A 20,562-nucleotide genomic window follows, 5' to 3' on the forward strand; every position below is an offset into this window, starting at 1 on the left:
TTATTTTCGTACAATGTTTGCACATTCAGTATGACAAGCGGGTGACCCACTGCATACTTAACATACAAACCTGCGCTTGTTTTGTTTTCCGCCTCTCAAAAACGGCTGCCGATGTGTAGAAAAACCAATCACATCACATTCCTGCTAACAAACCGCTTAAATAGACCTCACTAAGCATTTAATAATCCGAAGATATTGTCTAAGCTCGAATTCAAACAAAAATGAACATCTCGTCACGTATCTCTTGATGCGGTGCTCCAGATGGCATGCCAGCTCTGCACATTACTCAAAACAACGATAAAACTGGCGACGACACAACGGAAACGTGGACATGAAAACCAATTTGATTGAGGAAGTTCTGGGTCATATCCGGACACCAAGCGCACCTGATGAACTCTTAACCCTGGTCGAAACAGCGATACGAAAACACCCGCTGATCCAGTCTCACGTTGCTATTCAGTCCCGGCTCGAAAAATCGGAAGCGCTGCATCGATACATCGTCAACAACTCTCCCGACATTGTTTTTATGCTGGACGAGGCCGGCCGCTTCTGTTTTATCAACAACAAAGTAGAAAGCCTGTTGGGCTACTCACCGGCGGAACTCTGCGGCCAACACTTCCGATACATTCTCGACGAGCAGGATGTCGCACGCGGTGCCTACGCGGTTCGCGGACCTAACATCAGCGCCGATAACCCTCGCTCACTGGAAGTTCTGCTGAAAGTCAAAGGCCAGAAGACGGCTACACGCCACTTCGAGATCACAGCCTTTCCCATTGAACCCCAAAGCTGGCCCCACAGCGATGAGTCTTTATCCGGCTGCATCCCGCAACTCGCCCGGTACTACGGCACAGCGCGAGATGTCACCGACCGAAAAGAAGCCGAAGCGTTTATAAACTTTCAAACCTATCACGACCCGTTAACCCGCCTGCCCAACCGCGCCCTGTTTAAAGACCGGCTGGAGTTGGCAGCGGCTCATGCTCGCCGCAACCATCACAAACTGGCTGTCATGTTTCTGGACCTTGATCGTTTCAAAGTCATCAACAACACCTTGGGCCACGCCATGGGCGACCGCTTGTTGCAAGCGGTTACCCAACGTATGGAAAAATGCCTGAGGCATGGCGATACGCTGTCTAGGTTCGGCGGCGATGAGTTCACCATATTGCTTCCGGTCATCCACGGCACAGACGATGCACGCAGTGTTGCCAAAAAGCTGATTGCTGCGCTCCAAAATCCTTTTCAGCTCGGAAATCACGAGGTGTTCGTGGGTGCCAGCATCGGTATCGCCCTGTTCCCGGATGCCGGCCAAACTATGGAACAATTGCTGCAATGCGCAGACGCCGCCATGTACTACGTCAAAGCTCGAGGCAAAGACGGATACCGGTTCCACTCTAAAAACATGCGTACAACAACCACCCAGCGGTTGCGGATGGAGCGTGATCTCAGGCTTGCCATGGAGCGTGAGGAATTTCAGGTTCATTACCAGCCGCAGGTGTGCTCCAAAACCCACCGCATGGTTGGCGTGGAGGCCTTGGTGCGCTGGCAGCACCCTACCCTCGGTCTGCTTTACCCGGTCGATTTTTTGCCGTTGGCGGAGGAAACCGGTTTGATCGCAAAGCTAAGCGAAAAGGTCCTCAGCCATGCCTGCAAAGAGGTGGGTAACTGGATAGCGTCGGGGCATCCGGACCTTCGGCTGGCGGTCAATCTCTCACCAAGTCAGGTGGAACATCCACGGTTTGTTGAGATGCTGACGAAGCGCATCAAGGCCAACGGATTTCCGAAAGAAAATCTGGAAATCGAAATCACGGAAAATGTGATCATGAAAGATCTGGAGCGAATCAGCAGTAAGTTCAAAGACCTGGCCAGTTCAGGTATTCGCATCGCCATTGACGATTTTGGTACCGGTTACTCGTCCCTGAATTATTTACACCGACTGCCCATTCATACTCTGAAAGTCGATCAGTCCTTCGTAAAAGCCATTCGCAGCGGAGAGGAAGGCGCGTGCATTGTGAACGCAATCGTTGCCATGGCGCATGGTTTGAAACTGGAGATCGTCGCCGAAGGCGTCGAAACCGGTGAACAGCTTTCTTATCTAAAAAAACTGGGCTGTCAGCAAGTACAAGGGTTCTTTTACGGGCCCGCGCAACCCGCTTCCGAAATCAGCAAAATACTCAATGCCAAAGATCGCTGTCTTGTTCACCGCCCTCATAACTAGGATTGTCAAACACTAGGATGATAAAGGTTGACGAGGTTAGCAAAGCGTTGCGGCTCGTTAATTTTTGTATCTAGAAATGCGCGCTACTGCACATATTTCGCTCAGCGCCTTCTCTAATCTTGTTCATACACGCATGCCACCGAATCACCGTTAAACGGTTAATAACGACAAAAAGGTGGCGGCAAACAGAGACTAGAAAGAAGGCAGTAACCATGCGCGATAAATACAAATATATTGGTCCCGTCTACGACTTTCTCAGCAATCTTTACAGCGGCAAAAACATTCATCACTGCAAAACCGCCATGCTGGATGTTGAAACCGTTCAAAAAGGCGACCGGGTTTTATTTGCCGGTGTCGGCCATGGTCGTGACGCCATTCGCGCTGCCGAACTCGGTGCCGATGTAACTGTCGTGGACCTGTCTGAGACCATGCTTCGGAAATTTGGCGATGCCTTGAGCGCAGAAGCGCCTCACCTGACGATTCGCCGGATTCACAGCGATATCATGAAAGTGGACGAGCTGGGTCAATACGACATGGTTGTCGCCAACTTTTTCCTGAACGTGTTCGATGAAGACATGATGGTGAAAGTTCTGGAACATCTGATCAGCCTGGGTAAAGCCGATGCCAAAATCGTCGTTGGCGATTTTTGCTACCCCACCGGAAACATCTTCTCTCGCACCTTCAAAAAACTGTATTGGTACATGGCCGTGTTCGTGTTCTGGCTATTCGCCAACAACGCTTTCCATAAGATTTACAACTATCCCGAACACATGCAGCGTCTGGGCTTGCAGGTGCACGAAAAGAAGCACTTCAAGCTTCTTAACATGGATTGCTACTGGTCGATTCTGGGCCAGAAAAAAGCCTAAACCTACAAACAAAGTTAAAAAAAGGTTACGGGAGTGGTGTTATGTCAGACCAAATTCTTGCACTCGATGGCATCAAAGAGAACGCAAGTTGCCAATTCACGTTTTCAGAGCGCGTGGGCTACCTGAAGCAACACGGCGCGCACTCTCAGTCGTTTTCCACGCTACAACCCGGCATGCAATATTTCGATGTACCTGGTGTGGGGTACATTGCTTACATGCGCAAATGGGGCGGCACCTTCGTTTTGTCTGACCCGGTGGCGGCCCGGGAAGATTTCCCGGTAATTCTTGAACAGTTCCAGCAGAAATTTCCAAACGCCTCGTACGTTCAGGTATCCAAGGCCGTCGTGGATTTTCTTCACTTGCGCTTCGGGATGTTTGGCACACAGTTTGGCAGCGAGTCCCGGATCGACCTCAAAAAATGGTCCCTGTCGGGCAAGAAAAAACAAATATTGCGCACCGCGCTGAATCAGGCAGAAAAGCACGGAATCACGGTAAAAGAACGCTACAGCGACGACCACACCCGCGAAATATCCGAAGCCTGGATACGCACTCGCAAATGCAAAAGCAATGAAATCCGTTTTCTGATTCGCCCGATGGAAATGGATTACCGTGAGAACGAGCGTCACTTCTACGCGTACCAAGACGGCAAGGCGGTCGGATTCATCTATTTTGATCCGATCTACCGCAACAACGAAATCATCAGCTACGTGCCCAACATCTCCCGGGCAAATGCAGACTTCCGCCAAGGCATTTTCTACACCTTGATGGCCCACGCCATGGACGTTTTTAAAGCAGAAGGGGTTCCGTTCATCGATTTGGGTCTGATCCCTCTATCACTGGACAAAACCACCGAACATCAGGAAAGCCGGCTGTTGAAAAAGCTGATGCACGGAATCTACGACAAAGGGAACTTTTTATACAACTTCAAAGGCCTGGAGTTTACAAAGTCCCGCTTTCGCGGCGAAAACTTCAAGACCTATTGCTGTCACAAACGGGCCATTCCGGCGCTTGAATTCTTCGCGATGTTCAAACTGACCCGGTTACTTTAAGCCGGGCCAGTGACTTTTCACATCGGCAACGGGCATTCCCATACCCTCGAGGAAACGCTCAATACCAGCCGGGGCCGGGCCGGAAAAACAAGCGGTTCCCACCGCTGCTCCGGACAACTCGCCGGGGCCGTCTAAAAGCGGCATGCGGTCAGCGTGTTTCAGTAAATACTCCACCCGCCGAGCAATTGCCTCTCCCGAATCAACCCAAGACGCCACATCCGGCATGCTTTCCCGCAACCAAGGCAACAACAAAGGATAGTGGGTACAGCCCAAGACAACGGTGTCCACACCGATTTGTTGTAACGGACGCATCGCCTCGTTTACCTGATGCTGATTCGGCTCCCGCCCGGAAACCAACTCTTCGGCCCAACGCACCAGGTTGGGATCGCCCAACCGGACCACCTCACAGTCACTGGCAAAGTCTCGGATAAGCTTGTCCAGATACGGTCGCTTCACGGTAGCCGGGGTGGCCAGAACACCGATTTTTCGGTTCACTGTGCGCTGCGATGCCGGCTTGATTGCCGGGACCACGCCCACCACAGGGATCTCGGTTCGCGCTCTTAGATGCGGCAAGACAACGGTGCTAGCGGTATTACAGGCAATAACGATGACATCGCACGGTTTTTCTTGAAGGCACGCCTCGATCAGGGAGCAGCAGCGGGCGATCACTACCTGCTCTGGCTGATCGCCATAGGGAAACCCCGCGTTGTCGGCCACGTACAGTAGTTCCGCGCCGGGCAACGTGCGATGAATACAGGCAGCCACACTGAAACCACCGACACCCGAATCAAACACCAGCACTCTGGGATTACGTTTGCTCATCGTCAGGATGACACTCCGGCAGAGGCAATTTCCTCTTTCATGGCGTGAATCAACTGCCCTGAAATAGTGGTGAGGGGAGGGATCGGTGGATGATCATCCGGTGTATACCAGCCTGCATCCGCCAGCTCGTCTTCCTGAAGCACAAGATCTCCACCTTGATAGTCTGCAAAAAAGCCCATCATCATTTGGTGTGGAAACGGCCAGGGCTGAGAGTTCTGGTACCGAATGTTCGCCACATCCAGCCCAGTTTCTTCTTTCACTTCTCGAACGACCGCTTGCTCGAGGCTCTCACCTGGCTCAACAAAGCCCGCGATCAAGCTATAAAAGTTACGGGTAACCCGGGACGACTTAGCTAATAAAAACCGGTCATCGCGACGGATAACCACGATCACGCACGGTGAAATTCTGGGGTACCAAGGAACGTTGCATCGCCCACACCAACGGGCACGCTCACGTGGATGAGCTTGCGTCGCTTCGCCGCAGCGCCCGCAAAAACGATGGTCCTGGAACCACTGCCACACCTGAAACCCGGTGCTAAGCAGCTCTACCGGCGCCTCAGGTGTCTGTAATATCGCGTCTCTGAGCGTTACCGTGCTTAAGCCTGGCAACCCGGTGTCGGGTAAGGTGCTGACAAACAGCCGGTGTCCGCACCAGGTTCCTAGAGGCAATGCTTCAGGCCGGCTGTCTCCCATTTCGGGGCCACCCCAACGCAAAAACCATCCGTTACCCGGCTTTAAAATGCTGCTTCCGGAAAACGCCAACAAAAAATCACCTTGCTTTGGCGTATCATCACTCCAACCGGGTACCCACTGCGCGCTGTGATTCACCATAGTCAGCCCCTATTTATATAACGCTGGTCAGCAATGTAACACAATGAATTCACCGACAAGAATGTCTATACGACTTTTCGCCCTCGCGACAACCCGTTAAACTTGGCCACTGTTTCCAGGTCCGGAGTTACACCTTATGCGATTTTATCAGGGCGTTCGCAGCCTGATCCTGTGTTTTTTCCGCAAAATCCTGTTTTTATGGGTTCGCACAGACGTTAGCGGCAACACGCTGGAAGATCTCGGGCTCGATCCTGAAAAACCGGTGTGCTACGTGCTGCAGTACAGCTCGCTATCAAGTCGTTTGGTGCTGGAGCAAGAAGTGATTCGGGCCAAACTGTCCGGTCCTGCGCCTGAACTGCCGGTTAAAAACAGCTCCAGCCATTCGTTCTTTTTTCTTTATCAGCGCGTGGGCGGCCTGTTTCGGGGCGGCCGACAAAAGCCTGTACCCACCAAGGAATTCCGTGAGCTGGTCAAATTCGGTGTTAAACATCCGGAACACGACGTACAGATTGTTCCTGTATCCCTGTTCTGGGGCCGATCTCCCGACAAAGAGAAATCATTGGTCAAGCTGCTGCTTTCTGACACCTGGTCCGTTGCCGGCCGCCTACAAAAGCTGCTGTTGATCCTGGTTCATGGCCGCAACACTTACGTGCAATTCAACCAGCCGTTATCGCTCAACAAAGTAATCGATGAGTACCGCGACAACGAAGAAAAGGCCCGACGCAAACTGGGCCGCATTCTGCGCACGCATTTCCGGCGGGTACGCCAAGCCGTTCTGGGGCCTGATTTGTCGCATCGCCGTACCCTTGTGGAAGGCCTGTTGCGCACCCCCGCAGTAAAAGAGGCCATACGCGAAACCGCCGCGAAAGAAGACATGGCTCCTGAAAAAGTTCGTGCGCGAGCCTACAAATACGCCGATGAGATTGCCGCCAGCATGTCCGTTGTGACCATCCGCTTTCTGGAACGGGTGCTCGCATGGCTGTGGAACCGCATTTACAACGGCATTGCCGTTAACAACATTCAGGTAGCCAAAGAAGTGGCACAGGACAGCTCGGTTGTTTATGTGCCTTGTCATCGCTCTCACATCGATTATCTTCTGTTGTCCTATGCGCTCTACAAAAACGGATTGATGCCACCCCACATTGCCGCTGGTATCAATTTAAACATGCCCATCGTCGGCCCGATCCTTCGCCGCGGTGGTGCCTTCTTCATGCGCCGAAGCTTCAAGGACAACCCGTTGTACGCCACGGTGTTCAACGAGTACATGCACGTGATGTTTACCCGGGGGTATTCGGTTGAATACTTTGTGGAGGGTGGGCGCTCCCGAACCGGGCGCATGTTGCCACCAAGGCCCGGCATGCTGTCGATGACAGTACGCAGTTTCCTGCGCGACAACCGCAAACCCATTGTTTTTGTACCCGTCTACATCGGCTACGAGAAAGTGATGGAAGGCCGCTCCTATCTCGGAGAGTTGCGCGGCAAGAAGAAGCAAAAAGAAAGCGTGTTCGGCCTTGCCAAAACCGTCCGCAAGCTCAGCAACTCGTTTGGCCGGGTTTCCTTGAACTTCGGCGACCCGATTCCGCTGGCTAACGTGCTGGACGATGTGCGCAGCACCTGGCGCGAAGAAGCTTACGATGCCGAGTATCGGCCAGACTGGCTCCCTGACGCGGTATCCGAGCTGTCTCAGCGGGTAGCGGGCAACATCAATGCGGCGGTGGCGGTCAATCCGATAGGCATCACTGCTACTGTTCTGCTGGGCACCGAGCGCATGGCCATGGATGAAGGTCAGCTGGTGCGCCTGATGGATCAGTTTGCCAGCATGCTCAAAGCTTTCCCTTACGCCGACACCGTAACTTTACCTGAAGGCGATGCCAGAGACTGGCTGACCTACTGCGAGGGTATGGGGTTGATTAACCGCTTACCGCAGAAACTCGGTGACATCATTTCGCTGGAAGGCTCCAACGCCATCCTGATGACCTACTACCGCAACAACATTCAGCACCTGTTTGCCCTTCCCGCGCTGATTGTCAGCCTGTTCGAGAACAAGGCATGCCTGCGTCGCGAGAAGATCGTCTTCCTGGCAAGCGTTGCCTACCCTTACCTGCAGTCGGAGCTTTTCCTGCGGTATTCACAAGACGAAATCGAAAACATTATCCATGAGTGGATAGATGTGCTGATCCAGCAAGGGCTGCTTGTGGCTCTTGAAGACGACAAGCTCAGCCGTCCGGAAGAAGGCACCGAGGCGATGTTGCGTGCGCGAATTCTGTCGCGCTTTGTCATACAAACCCTCGAGCGCTACCACATCGCTCTGGGCATCCTTCGCAAGTACGGTTCAGGCAAACTGACTGCGGCCGAACTGGAAGAACAGAGCACACTGCTGGCTGAGCGAATGTCGATCTTGTTTGGCCTCAATGCGCCAGAATTTTTTGATAAAACCCTGTTCCGCAGCTTCATCGCCAACATGCAGAAAAACGAAGTTCTCATTGCGGATGAAGACGGCCGGCTGTGTTACGGAGAGGGGCTGGATGAGGTCGCAGAAGATGCGCGTCTGGTGCTGAGTGTTGAGAAACGCCAGGCGATTCAGCAAATCACCATGATGGATGCCTGAGCCGTCAACCCGGGCCGGGCTGAACACGTATCAGCTCGGCAGGGCTTTTAGCGGATAAATATCGTAACGACTGCTCTTCCCTTCCACCTGCGTTGCCGGTTTCGGCCCGGTTACAGACGGTGCCTTACGGGGCCGTTTGACGACTACCCGGTAGCGAGCCGCCGCCAGCGCTGCTTCCAACAAGTGTTCCGAATCGTCGTCATCGCCAACCACCTGCCGGAACACCTGCATTTCTTTCTTTACCAGAGCCGATTTATCCCGGTGCGGAAACATAGGGTCCAGATACACCACGTCCGCCACGTCGCTGCCGGCCTCTCGCAGCCAGTCCACGGAGTTCCCGGTCTGCAAATTCATACGCTGAACCACAGCAGCACAGTCTGTATTCAGTGCAGCACGTGCGAGGCCATCTGCCAACAACGCATGAATAACCGGATTGCGCTCAAACAACGTTACCGTGCAGCCCAGCCCCGCCAATACAAACGCGTCTTGCCCCAAACCTGCGGTGGCATCGAGCACATGCAGCTCCGCTTTGGTTTTTTGCAAACCCACCGCGCGGGCCACCAACTGACCGGTGCCTCCACCATGTTCGCGCCGATAACCCATTTTGCCGGTCACAAACTCGGCCCTGACGGGCCCGGGAGCAGCCTTTCCGGTTAACTGAAGGGCCAACCCCTGGTCATCCATAATCAGCAAGGCAGGGAAGTCTCTGACCAGTTTGGGCTTCACCACACCCAGCCAGGTCAGCCCTAGTTGATCAGCAAGATCTTTGGCGCCGTGGCTGTCTCCTAACGGGGTGCAACCAACGGCAACCGTATCTTCGAGAGGAATGGGCAGTGCGGGTGAGCTATCAGCCATGGCAGTGGACTCCCGCGGTTATTCCCGCCCGGGAAGTTTCTTCCAGGTGACTTCATCACGAACATACACTGGCTGGGCCTGCTCGGCGGGAACCGTATGGCCCGCATGAAATCCGGGGATCGCCAGACGAGCAACATAAGCTGCTCTTGGCACGAGAGAAGAGTCTGCAGAACTTATACCGGTTTCAACAGCCTCGGGCATGTCGCTCCGAAACTTCCACCCTTGCCCGGCACCAAACCAGCCATCGCTGATCTCGCCTGAATCCGGCAGGCTGACTTTATCCGGATGACACACGCGCTCGTCACCCAGTAAAACAGGCAACCCATCACGGCAGGCAAAGGTCGCCCAATACAGTTCACTCATACGCGCATCGAACGCGACCGCGACACCGCTTCCGCCGGGCAACTTGTGCTCATCAATAGCGTTGAGCGCAACAGCGGCCAACGAGGATACCGGCACAACTGGCAAATCCAGGCCCCACGCCAAACCTTGAATAACGCCGGTGGCGATGCGCAAACCGGTAAACGAACCCGGCCCACGAGCAAAAGCCAAAGCATCCAGATCGGAAGGTTTCAGCCCCTGTTCTGCGAGCAGTTCGCGAACCATGGGCATTAACAGGCGGGTATGGCCCCTGGGAGCCAATTCAAACCGCTCGGTAATCCGGCCATCCAGCCACAGAGCGGCGGAGCAGCCTTCGGAAGACGTGTCCAGTGCTAACAACTTCACAGATCAAGCCTCCGCGGCCACCCCGGTTTCAGTTACTTAAGTTGTGACAGAATCTGATCACGAATGCTATCCAAGCTGCCAACGCCTTCAACGCGAACATACTTGGGCGCGTCTTCAGGAGCTTCCTTGGCCCAGCCCTGATAGAAACCGATCAGCGGTGCAGTCTGGTCGTGATAGATGCCCAAACGCTTACGCACGGTTTCTTCTTTATCGTCTTCACGCTGAACCAGATCTTCACCGGTTTCGTCGTCTTTACCAGCAACCTTGGGGGGATCGTATTTGACGTGATAAATACGACCACTGCCTTCGTGAACACGGCGGCCGGACAGACGGCTGACGATTTCTTCGTCCTCTACCGCAATCTCGACAACATAATCGATATCAATACCCTGATCTTTCAGCGCTTCAGCTTGGGGAATCGTGCGTGGGAAGCCGTCCAGCAGGTAGCCGTTTTTGCAATCCGGCTGCTGAATGCGCTCTTCAATAAGCGCGATAATGATGTCATCTGACACCAGTCCACCGGAAGCCATCACCTCTTTCACTTGCTTGCCCAGCTCTGACTCCACTTTAACGGCAGCGCGCAGCATGTCACCGGTCGAGATTTGAGGGATATCGAACTGGCTGGTGATAAATTGGGCCTGAGTGCCCTTGCCCGCACCTGGCGCGCCTAGCATGATAATTTTCATAACGTTGTACTCCCGTTGTCTTAAATTGTCGTGCGAAAAGCTGTTGCAAAAACCCGCGTTTTTGCGACAACTTCTCCGGAATCGAAAGGCGGTTTAATCAGGCCCAGACGAAAATCGAGGCAGCATTATACGAACTCAGCCCCCGCAGAGAAAGTCGACCTCTGTATCATCGCGTATTTTAAATGGGTGCAAAGTGTATGTAGCGGCTTTGAGCGAGATCGATTGGCTCAAGACGACAGGGAGGATGCGAGCACGTCCAAGTCGGAAGAGACTTGCTCTACGTCTTGTCTCACTCGTTCCAAATCGGCTAAATCCAGCCCTAACACCTCAGCCAGAGCCTGCACATCATCGGCGTTGAACTCATCCCCGATGCCCTGCTCTTTCAGTACCGCATTGGCGAGCTGGACCATCACAACGTACTCCTCGTGATCGCCGGTGTACCCAATATATTGGTGCATACCGGCCGCTTTGATCACAGGCTCTGGCAGTTGCCAAAGCCGATGCAGGATACCACCGATAGCGCCGTGACCCACGGAAAGAATGTCTTCCTGCTCACTGTGCCCCAGAACTTCCTGTTCCAGTGTTTGCAAACTGGCTTCGGGGTTAATCTCTCTGAGCGCGTTCAGTTCCTCGAACTCGGTCGGAAACAGATGCCCGATCAGCAATAAACCGAAGTTGTGCAACAACCCACAGAGATAAGCCAAACCTTTATCAAGCCCGGCTCGGGCAGCAAACCCTTGGCACAAGAAGGCACAATACAGCGAATGTCGCCAGAAATTGTCCATTCCTAAGGGCCCCTTGCGCGGTACATCGAAAGCCTGAACCGAGGCAATCCCGAGCGCAATGTGGGCCACACGATCAAACCCCAATACTCGGGTAACCGCCTCTTGCACCGTATTAATCTGACCGGGATAAGCAAACAAAGCGGAACGGGCATACCGCATAATTTGCGCGGTCATACTGGGATCAAACTCGATCAGCTCCGACAACTCCTTGGCCGAGGCCTCCGGATTGCCCGTCAGCCGGAGAATGCGCAATGCCAGGGCGGGCATCGGCGGCAACCGGTAAAGCTTCTGCAGCTTGTCAGCGACTTGTTCGAGCGTTAAGGCTTCACGCCCGCCCACACCCTGACCGTGAATCACCAGCCGCCCCTCTCTAGCACCTGCCAGCGCAAGCCTCAATGAGCGGCCATCCATTTCTACCAATGAATGGTTCGCCCCGCCGGTAAAAACAACCGTTTCGGCAGAGATCACATCTTCGTCCACCAGCACCGAAAGCCCCCATGCCGCCCCCAAAGGCGGCACAAACCCCGGCGCGCAGTCACTGAACAAACGGCTTACCTGGCGGGCAGTCAAGGGCTTCAGACGTCGTCCGGTTAGCTGCTGCACGGCGTCCAGGTCGAGGGTACTGTCATACCGATGCACGGCCATCACTACACCGGTCATGTCGATCAGCACGGTGCCCTGAACAAAGTCGTGCTGGGAACGCCCTGATGCAAGCACCAAGGCATCCAGGCTGTTGGCGGGTTCGGTTTCAACGAGCCGATAGACAATCCCTTTACGGCTCAAAAAATGCGCCAGCTTTTCTACCACTGCCAACAGTGTTTACTCCTTTACTGCTTACAACTGATGTAGGGCTATAACCATAAACCCCGTTACATGTTAACCCGTATTACGCATGCCGGCCGATATACCAGCCATCGTCACTTTGAGAGCGCGCTCAACAAGCTCGGGCACCTTCGTTTTGCCCTCACTCTCCCGGTCCCGGCGCAACAATTCCGCCTGAAGGTAATGCAACGGATCGGTATAGGGATTTCGCACCCGCATTGAATGAGCAAAAACCGGCTCATCTGCCAGCAGACTTTCTTGTTCTTTCAACTCAAGCAAGCGTTCAACACACCCCTGCAAACGCTCCCGCAAATCGGATCCAAGCGCTTTCAGAGTGTCGTCCTGCACAAGAGTCTGCTCGTAATAGGTGGCAATTCGCAGGTCCGCTTTGGCCAATACCATTTCGAGCATATCCACGTAGGTTTTAAAAAACGGCCAGCCTTTCATCATCTCCCGTAACTCCGGCAAACGATTTTGGCGAGCAGCTTCTTCGAGCGCGACATCACTGCCCAACCAACTCGGCAGCATCAAACGCATCTGAGTCCAGGCGAAAATCCAGGGAATTGCCCGCAAGCTCTCGACACCGCCGGTAGGCTTGCGCCGGGCTGGCCGACTGCCAAGGGCCAACTTACCTAGAGCTGTTTCCGGGGTTACCTGACGGAAATAAGGCACAAAGTTCGGATTCTCCCGCACCACATCGCGATAGGATTCGAGCGAGATGTCGGTCAGCCAGTCCATTACCTCTCGCCAGCTATCCTTCGGCACCGGAGGTGGTGCCAACGTCGCCTCGACCACAGCGGTGGTATAGAGAGTCAGACTTTGCACCGCCAGCTTGGGCAAGCCGAACTTGAATCGAATCATCTCGCCTTGCTCGGTAATCCTGAAACTACCGTTCACGGAACCTGGAGGTTGCGACAGAATCGCCCGATTGGCGGGGCCACCACCCCGCCCAACCGTACCACCACGGCCATGGAACAAAGTCAGATGCACGCCGTACTGGCTGGCCACCTCTGTGAGCTTTTCCTGCGCTTGGTACTGAGCCCAAGCCGCCATCATTTGGCCCGCGTCTTTAGACGAATCTGAATAACCGATCATCACTTCCTGCCGGCCGCGGCAATACTCCCGGTACCAATCCACCTGATACAACGCCGCCATGGCATCCGGCGCGCCTTGCAGGTCGCTCAGGGTTTCGAACAAGGGCACTACCCGCATGGGGAATGTCATGCCCGCTTCGCGCAACAACAGAATGACGCTCAGAACATCCGAGGGCTGACTAGCCATCGAAATCACATAAGAGCCCAAGGCTTCTGGCGTCTGCCGGGCAACCACCTCGCAGGTAGCCAGCACTTCTCTGACCGATTCAGACGGCTGCCAGCCACGGGGCACCAAAGGACGGCGACCCTGAAGCTCCCGCAATAGGAATTTCTGCCGCTCCGGCTCGGACCAGGAGGCGTAATCCCCCATTCTCAAATAGTCGACAATCTCGGCCACCGCTTCCGCGTGGCGCGCCGCTTCTTGTCGGATATCTAGGCGAATAAGCGGTAACCCGAACGTATGGGCCCGGCGAATGGTATCCAGCAGCGGGCCATTGGCAATGTGCTCCAAACCGCAGTCCACCAGAGACCGATAGCACAGCTCCAGCGGTGCCGTCAGATCTTCATTTTCAAACAAAATTTGGGTGTCGTCGGCGGCTTCGCCTTTGGCTCGCGCGGCGGCCCAATCGCGGGTTTTGACCAAACGGTCCCGTAACTGGCCGAGGACGACCCGGTACGGCTCCCGCGAGTCTCCGGCCTGAGCTTTCAATTCGTCACTGGCCTGCCACATAGACAGTTCTGCACGTAACGCCTTGATGTCTCTTAGATAAAGGTCCGCTGCCATCCAACGACCGAGCAGAAAGACTTCCTGCGTCACTTCATGGGTGACATTCGGGTTACCGTCCCGGTCCCCGCCCATCCACGAGGCAATCTGAACAGGCGTAGCGGCAATCGGCAGGCCTTTGCCGGACGCATCCAGCAGTGAGGTGTCCAGGTTTCGCAAGAAACGCGGCAGCGCATCCCACAGGCTGTTCTCGATGACCGCAAAGCCCCACTTGGCCTCATCAACGGCGGTCGGCCGTTCGTAACGAATTTCGTCGGTATGCCACGCCTCGGTGATCAACTGCGACAGACGACTAACGATATCGTCGCGTTCATCGGGGCGCAGATCGCTGTGATCCAGCTTCTCGAGACAGTCCGACATCTCGTCATACTTCATGATCAAGGTTCGGCGAGCCACTTCGGTTGGGTGCGCGGTCAGCACAAATTCTATGTGCAAATCCGCCACCTTCTGGTGTAACTCTTCGGGTGCGACACCACCGGCCTTCAGGCGCTCGAACACTTCGGTCAGCGATTCCACCGTCAGATCCGATGCATGCCCCTGTTTACGACGAATCCCGTGGTACTGCTCTGCCAGGTTGGCGAGGTTCAGAAACTGATTGAAAGCGCGGGTAACAGGAAGGAGCTCATCATCACTCAACTGACCGAGCAAGGTCACCAGGCGCTGGCCAGAACCGCTTTCTTGAAGCCGGTCGGCTTTCGCTGCAGCCCGAAGTTCCTCTATTCGATCGTAACAGTCTTGCCCGGGAAATCGTTGAATGCTTTGGCCCAACAATTCACCCAGTAAACGTACGTTTTCTCGCAAGTCAGGATGCAGTTCAGTCACGTGGAGTTCCTTTTAAATAAGCAGAAACAATCTGAACTTACGATACTAAGGATTCGCCAAAAACGCTATCAAGCCTTAGGGTTAGCCTTTTTCAACGCCTTTTACCTGTTGCCAAATGGCATCAAGCGCCTCCAGGCTTTCGCTGTCCAGATCTCGCCCTTGTTCGTGCAGAATGCGCTCTATGGCCCGGAACCGGGCATCAAACTTCCGGTTGGTGCGCTCCAGCGCCTGTTCGGGGTTCACTTTCATGAATCTGGCCAGATTTACGCACACAAACATCAGATCACCGAGTTCGTCTTCGACAGCATCGCGATCCCCCGTGCCCGCTTCTGCCGCCCGCCAGGCTTCTTTCAACTCGTCAATTTCTTCGTGCAGTTTATCGAACACCGGCGTTATCTCGGGCCAGTCAAAGCCATGATTGGACGCACGCTTTTGCAGTTTTTCGGCCCGTGCAATGGCCGGCAAGGTGCTGGCGATTCCATCAAGCCGGCTAACCGGCTCTTCGGTCGCCGGCATACTCGCCCGTTCTTCTGCTTTAATGCGCTCCCAACTGGCTTTGATCCAGGCCTCGTCCGGGCGATTGTCCGGGTCAATCCGGCTGTCCAGAGTACCTTCCGGAAACACGTGCGGGTGGCGTCGAATCAGCTTGCGGACCAAGTGATCGACGATAGCATCGAAGTCAAAATGGCCGTCTTCTTTGCCAATCTGACCGTAGAAAATGACCTGAAACAGCAAATCACCCAGTTCATCTTTTAAATGCGGAAAATCCTCCCGCGCGATGGCATCGGCCACCTCGTAGGCTTCCTCGATGGTATGGGGCACGATCGTGCTGTAGGTTTGTTTGGTATCCCACGGGCATCCGGTTTCCGGCTCCCGCAGGCGCGCCATGAGAGTTTTCAAATCGTCGATCGAATAGCTCATGAGCGTTTGCGCCTTACGTCGATAATGTTCGGCAAATTACGAACCTGCGCCAGCAAGCGAGCCAACTGTTCAAGGCTGGAAATCTCCACGGTCACCCGCATGGTGGCGGTATTTTCGTCGCGGTTGGTCTGCGTTTGCAGCGACAACACGTCACACTTGGAGTTCGAAAACACCTGAGTGATGTCGCGCAACAAGCCCGACCGGTCGTAGGCTTCGATCTCGATCTCAACCGGATACACCGCCGCAGGCTCGCCGCCCCAGTTAACCTCGATGATGCGATTGGGCTCAACTTCCTGAAGGTTCAGGAAGGTGAGGCAATCTTGCCGATGCACGGTTACGCCGCGGCCAACGGTGATGTAGCCGCCAATGGGATCGCCGGGCAAGGGTTTGCAGCAATTGGCCACTTGTGTTTTGAGATTGCCCACGCCCCGGATCTGGATGTCGGAGTCTGCGCTGTAACCGCTTTTGCGGGCCGGGCTCAGTTTCAGATCCAGCTGTTCGGTTTTCGGCTCCAACATCTGCTGAGCGACATTGGCAACGTGCGACGGCCGTAGATCACCAGCACCGATGGCAGCAAACATATCATCCGAAGAATGATAATTAACCCGTTTGGCCAGCTCGGTAAGATTCAGATCATAAAGCGATAATCGCTTGAATTCGTCTTCAAGGATGGCTCGGCCATCGACAATGTTTCGGCCACGGTCTTGCTGCTTGAACCAACTCGTGACTTTCGCCCGTGCACGGGAGGTTTGGATGTATCCTAGACTCGGGTTCAACCAGTCGCGGCTGGGCGCGGGGTTGTTCGAGGTCAGAATGAAGACTTGATCACCCGTTTTCAGCGGATAGGTCAGTGGCACTATCCGGCTGTTAACCCGCGCGCCACGACAGGAGTGGCCGATTTCAGTATGAACGCGGTACGCGAAATCGACCGCCGTTGCGCCCTGCGGCAAGTCCACCACATGGCCTTCCGGCGTGAACACGTAGATGCGGTCGGGCACGAAATCGGACTTGAGATGGTCAGCCAGACCTGACAAATCGCCCAGCTCTTCCTGCCATTCCAGAACCTGACGCAGCCAGTTTATCTTGGCGTCATAACCGCTGGATTTGTTGTTGGTATCCGTACCCTTGTACAACCAATGGGCACAAACGCCCAGCTCGGCTTCTTCGTGCATTGCATGGGTGCGAATCTGAACTTCCATCACCCGCCCTTCTTCACCCACCACCGCGGTGTGCAGAGATTGGTAGCCGTTCTCTTTGGGATTAGCGATGTAGTCGTCAAACTCGTTCGGAATATGGCGCCACAGCGAATGCACAATACCCAGCACCGCGTAGCAGTCCCGCACTTCCGGCACCAGAATACGTACCGCACGAACATCGTACACCTGCGAGAAATCGATGCCCTTGCGGCGCATTTTTCGCCAAATACTGTAGATATGTTTGGCACGCCCACTGAGTTCGGCGTTGATGCCAGAAGCTGTCAGTTCGGTCTGCAGGGTTTCGAGTACTCGGCGAATGTAGCTCTCACGATCCAGACGCTTCTCGTCCAGCAGCCGGGCTATCTTTTTGTAAGCGGTGGCATGCAGGTAGCGGAAGGACAGGTCTTCCAGCTCCCATTTGATGTGCCCGATGCCTAACCGATGCGCCAGAGGCGCATAGATATCGAACACTTCCCGGGCCACTTTCATGCGCTTTTCAGAGGTGGTGTCCTTGATCGCCCGAATCGCACAGGTACGCTCCGCCAGCTTGATCAGAGCGACCCGAACGTCGTCGATCATGGTAACCAGCATCTTGCGGACGTTATCCAGCTGCCCTTCGCTCTGCCCCAATACGTTCCCCTTGAGGGGATGGTGTATCGAGGAAATCGCGGCCATCTGCTGGACACCGTTAATCAGTCCGGCCACTTCATCACCGAATTCTTTGCGGATTTCTTCCAGCTCTACCCGCTCTTCCCGAACGGCGCGGTACAAAACGGCAGCCACCAGACTGGCCTGATCAAGATGCAACTCGGCCAGAACCTGAGCCATCTCGAGGCCGGTATGAAAACTGTTGGCACCAGGCGCCCACAAACGGTCTTCACGGAACGCTTCCAGTGCGATCCGGTCGGCCTTTTCACAGGCCAAGCGTAACTGATCCGGATTCTCCAAATGGGTCTGTTCCGCAATGCGATGAACCCAACGGCCAATATCTACCTGGCCGTCGCCGGTTACTCCGTAATCTTCCCTAACTTTAACCATAGCAAGGACTTACCTGATGCTGGCCCGGTGTTTCCGGAACTACCCTGATCTCGGAAAACCGGACACTTCAAACTTATTTACGCTTGTCGCGCTCGAACAAGGCGATCGACTCAACGTGAGTCGTGTGCGGGAACATGTCCATCACACCCGCACGCACGAGGCGGTAGCCATTGTTCACCATGACACCGGCATCTCTGGCCAAGGTTGCCGGGTTGCACGACACATACACGATCTGATCGGCACCGAACGCCGTCAGGTACTTGCAGATGTCTTCGGCACCGGAGCGGGGCGGATCAATCAGGATTTTATCAAACCCCTCTTTGGCCCAGCTTTGATCGGTGAAATCGCCGTGCAAATCGGCCCCGAAAAACTCCACGTTATCCAAACCGTTCAGCTTGGCGTTTTCACGGCCACGAACCACCATGGCATCGTCGCCTTCCACGCCTACCACCTGGCCACCCTTACGAGCCAGCGGCAAGGTGAAGTTGCCCAGACCGCAGAACAGATCCAGCACCCGCTCACCGGGCTGAATATCCAACCACTCAACGGCGCGGTGCACCATCTTGCCATTAATGCCGGCATTCACTTGCGTGAAGTCCATCGGATGGAACTGCATGGTCAGGTCGAACTCTTCCATGCGGTAACTCAAACGCTCATCATCACGGCCGGACGACTCAGGCCAGATTCGGTGAACGGTCTCCGGGCCTTTAGGCTGTAGGTAAATGTGCAAGTCATAGGCCTGACCGAAGGCAATCAGTTTCTCCTGATCTTCCGGCACGAGCGCATCCATATTACGGAACACCATGGCGGCATGATCATCGCCACACGCCACCTCAACTTGTGCAATACGATCAAACGCTGCCATGCCGTGCAACAATTCACGCAACGGCATGATCCGCTCGCCAATACGGGGGTCCAGCACGACGCACTCATCGATATCGGTCAGGAAGCTGTTTCGCTTCTCGCGGAAACCAACCAGCACAGATTCGCGGGCTTTTACGAAACGCACACCCAGGCGCGCTTTACGGCGGTAACCCAGCGACTCCGGTGAGCGCATTGGCTCAACCCATTCTTCCGGCTCGATACCACCAAAATGTGCGAAATGCTCGCGCAGGGTGTTTTCCTTGAAGCGTATCTGGGCGTCGGCACTCATGTGCTGCAAGCTACAGCCGCCGCACAAGTCGGCAAAGTTGCACGGCGGTTGCTGGCGCTCCGGAGCGGCCTCCAGCACTTCCAAAGTGCGCAGCTCATCAAATTTGCTACGGCTTCCCACCACTTTTGCCATGACCGTTTCGCCCGGCAGGCCGCCGTCAACGAACTGGACCTTTCCGTCGGCACGGGCAATACCCCGGCCATCGTGGCCAAGGCTTTCAATCTCACAACGCACGGGTTCTTGCGGCAGAACCTTACGGCGGCGTCTACTCATATTAGTCAGTCTCTTGTCAGTTTCCGGCTTAGGCGCTCGGGAACACACCGGTGGATAAATATCGGTCTCCGCGATCACAAATAATGGCTACGATTACCGCGTTTTCAACCTCTCGGGAGAGTTTGAGCGCAGCCGCAATGGCACCACCAGATGAAACACCGCAAAAAATCCCTTCTTCTTTAGCCAGAGCCCGCATGGTGTCTTCCGCCTCTTGCTGGCCAATGTCCAGCACGGAATCCACTCTCGCAGCATCGTAAATTTTTGGCAGATAGGCTTCGGGCCAGCGCCGAATGCCCGGAATTGAGGCGCCGTCTTCCGGCTGCAACCCAACAATCTGCACATCCGGATTACGCTCTTTCAGGTAACGGGACACACCCATAATGGTGCCGGTGGTGCCCATAGAGCTGACAAAGTGCGTGACGCGGCCCTGGGTCTGCTCCCAAATCTCCGGCCCGGTGGTGCGGTAATGGGCCAACGGGTTGTCCTGATTACTGAATTGATCCAGTACCTTGCCTTTGCCTTCCGCTTCCATTCGGATCGCCAGATCCCGGGCACCTTCCATGCCTTCTTCCCGGGTAACATTGACCACTTCGGCTCCGTAAGCGCGCATAGACGCCCGACGCTCTTCACTCAGGTTATCCGGCATAATTAAAATCATGCGATACCCTTTGATGGCGGCGGCCATCGCAAGGGCGATCCCGGTGTTGCCCGAGGTTGCTTCGATCAAGGTATCACCGGGGCTGATGTCGCCACGGCGTTCCGCTTCCTGAATCATGCTAATGGCCGGCCGGTCTTTCACCGAGCCCGCAGGATTGTTGCCTTCCAGTTTCGCCAGAACAACGTTACTGGTATCACCCGGCAAGCGCTGCAAACGCACTAATGGGGTATGGCCGACATAATCTTCAATAGTGGGGAAAGTCATATTGAAACCCTGTGATACACTTTCGGGTTCGAATCATACTCGCTATAGCCGCCATGTCCCAATACAGCTTGTCGCTATATCCATGACCACTGGCTATA

Annotated in this window: 15 protein-coding genes; 4 read left to right on the forward strand and 11 right to left on the reverse strand. The window is 54.8% G+C overall.

Features of this window, described 5'->3' with window-relative positions; all coding sequences use genetic code 11:
* Positions 1 to 331: 331 nt before the first annotated feature.
* From MWU64_RS06850 to MWU64_RS06860, 3 genes are all read left to right on the forward strand, one after another.
* Positions 332 to 2,212, forward strand: a complete 1,881-nt coding sequence (locus MWU64_RS06850) for a bifunctional diguanylate cyclase/phosphodiesterase (protein ID WP_247062828.1) — start codon at positions 332 to 334, stop codon at positions 2,210 to 2,212.
* 212 nt (positions 2,213 to 2,424) lie between these two features.
* Positions 2,425 to 3,078, forward strand: a complete 654-nt coding sequence (locus MWU64_RS06855; protein ID WP_247062830.1) for a class I SAM-dependent methyltransferase — start codon at positions 2,425 to 2,427, stop codon at positions 3,076 to 3,078.
* 41 nt (positions 3,079 to 3,119) lie between these two features.
* Positions 3,120 to 4,127 carry a DUF2156 domain-containing protein gene (locus MWU64_RS06860; protein WP_247062832.1) on the forward strand — a complete coding sequence of 336 codons (1,008 nt, stop codon included), beginning with the start codon at positions 3,120 to 3,122 and terminating at the stop codon, positions 4,125 to 4,127.
* On the opposite strand, the gene murI is transcribed toward MWU64_RS06860, so the two are convergent.
* Both murI and nudC read right to left on the reverse strand, forming a co-directional pair.
* Positions 4,119 to 4,949: a glutamate racemase gene (gene murI, locus MWU64_RS06865; protein WP_247062834.1), complete on the reverse strand. Its 831-nt coding sequence runs from the start codon at positions 4,947 to 4,949 to the stop codon at positions 4,119 to 4,121. The genes MWU64_RS06860 and murI overlap by 9 nt on opposite strands.
* Positions 4,950 to 4,951: 2 nt before the next feature.
* Positions 4,952 to 5,779 (reverse strand): NAD(+) diphosphatase, encoded by an 828-nt coding sequence (nudC, locus tag MWU64_RS06870; protein ID WP_247062836.1) that lies wholly within the window; start codon positions 5,777 to 5,779, stop codon positions 4,952 to 4,954.
* Between the two features lie 136 nt (positions 5,780 to 5,915).
* Here nudC and plsB point away from each other — a divergent pair, with 136 nt between their 5' ends.
* Positions 5,916 to 8,387: a glycerol-3-phosphate 1-O-acyltransferase PlsB gene (plsB, locus tag MWU64_RS06875; protein ID WP_247062845.1), complete on the forward strand. Its 2,472-nt coding sequence runs from the start codon at positions 5,916 to 5,918 to the stop codon at positions 8,385 to 8,387.
* 30 nt (positions 8,388 to 8,417) lie between these two features.
* On the opposite strand, the gene MWU64_RS06880 is transcribed toward plsB, so the two are convergent.
* The 9 genes from MWU64_RS06880 to cysM all read right to left on the reverse strand — a co-directional run bounded on the left by MWU64_RS06880 (position 8,418) and on the right by cysM (position 20,464).
* The gene (locus MWU64_RS06880; RefSeq protein ID WP_247062847.1) at positions 8,418 to 9,242 is read right to left on the reverse strand and encodes a class I SAM-dependent methyltransferase; all 825 of its coding nucleotides are present in this window, start codon (positions 9,240 to 9,242) and stop codon (positions 8,418 to 8,420) included.
* A gap of 18 nt (positions 9,243 to 9,260) precedes the next feature.
* Positions 9,261 to 9,968, reverse strand: coding sequence for a tRNA (adenosine(37)-N6)-threonylcarbamoyltransferase complex dimerization subunit type 1 TsaB (gene tsaB, locus MWU64_RS06885; protein WP_247062848.1), 708 nt, complete (start codon positions 9,966 to 9,968; stop codon positions 9,261 to 9,263).
* Between the two features lie 32 nt (positions 9,969 to 10,000).
* The gene (gene adk / locus MWU64_RS06890) at positions 10,001 to 10,654 is read right to left on the reverse strand and encodes an adenylate kinase (RefSeq protein ID WP_247062849.1); all 654 of its coding nucleotides are present in this window, start codon (positions 10,652 to 10,654) and stop codon (positions 10,001 to 10,003) included.
* A gap of 227 nt (positions 10,655 to 10,881) precedes the next feature.
* Positions 10,882 to 12,252 carry an HDOD domain-containing protein gene (locus MWU64_RS06895; protein ID WP_247062850.1) on the reverse strand — a complete coding sequence of 457 codons (1,371 nt, stop codon included), beginning with the start codon at positions 12,250 to 12,252 and terminating at the stop codon, positions 10,882 to 10,884.
* 63 nt (positions 12,253 to 12,315) lie between these two features.
* Positions 12,316 to 14,961, reverse strand: a complete 2,646-nt coding sequence (gene ppc, locus MWU64_RS06900; protein ID WP_247062851.1) for a phosphoenolpyruvate carboxylase — start codon at positions 14,959 to 14,961, stop codon at positions 12,316 to 12,318.
* 81 nt (positions 14,962 to 15,042) lie between these two features.
* Positions 15,043 to 15,882 (reverse strand): nucleoside triphosphate pyrophosphohydrolase, encoded by an 840-nt coding sequence (gene mazG, locus MWU64_RS06905; RefSeq protein ID WP_247062852.1) that lies wholly within the window; start codon positions 15,880 to 15,882, stop codon positions 15,043 to 15,045.
* The gene (relA, locus tag MWU64_RS06910; protein WP_247062853.1) at positions 15,879 to 18,116 is read right to left on the reverse strand and encodes a GTP diphosphokinase; all 2,238 of its coding nucleotides are present in this window, start codon (positions 18,114 to 18,116) and stop codon (positions 15,879 to 15,881) included. Before relA ends, mazG begins: the two co-directional genes overlap by 4 nt.
* A gap of 73 nt (positions 18,117 to 18,189) precedes the next feature.
* The gene (rlmD, locus tag MWU64_RS06915) at positions 18,190 to 19,542 is read right to left on the reverse strand and encodes a 23S rRNA (uracil(1939)-C(5))-methyltransferase RlmD (RefSeq protein WP_247062860.1); all 1,353 of its coding nucleotides are present in this window, start codon (positions 19,540 to 19,542) and stop codon (positions 18,190 to 18,192) included.
* A gap of 28 nt (positions 19,543 to 19,570) precedes the next feature.
* On the reverse strand, positions 19,571 to 20,464 hold the full coding sequence (cysM, locus tag MWU64_RS06920) for a cysteine synthase CysM (RefSeq protein ID WP_247062862.1): 894 nt from the start codon (positions 20,462 to 20,464) through the stop codon (positions 19,571 to 19,573).
* Positions 20,465 to 20,562: the final 98 nt, after the last annotated feature.

This window comes from Marinobacter sp. S0848L, assembly GCF_023016065.1.
GTDB lineage: Bacteria > Pseudomonadota > Gammaproteobacteria > Pseudomonadales > Oleiphilaceae > Marinobacter.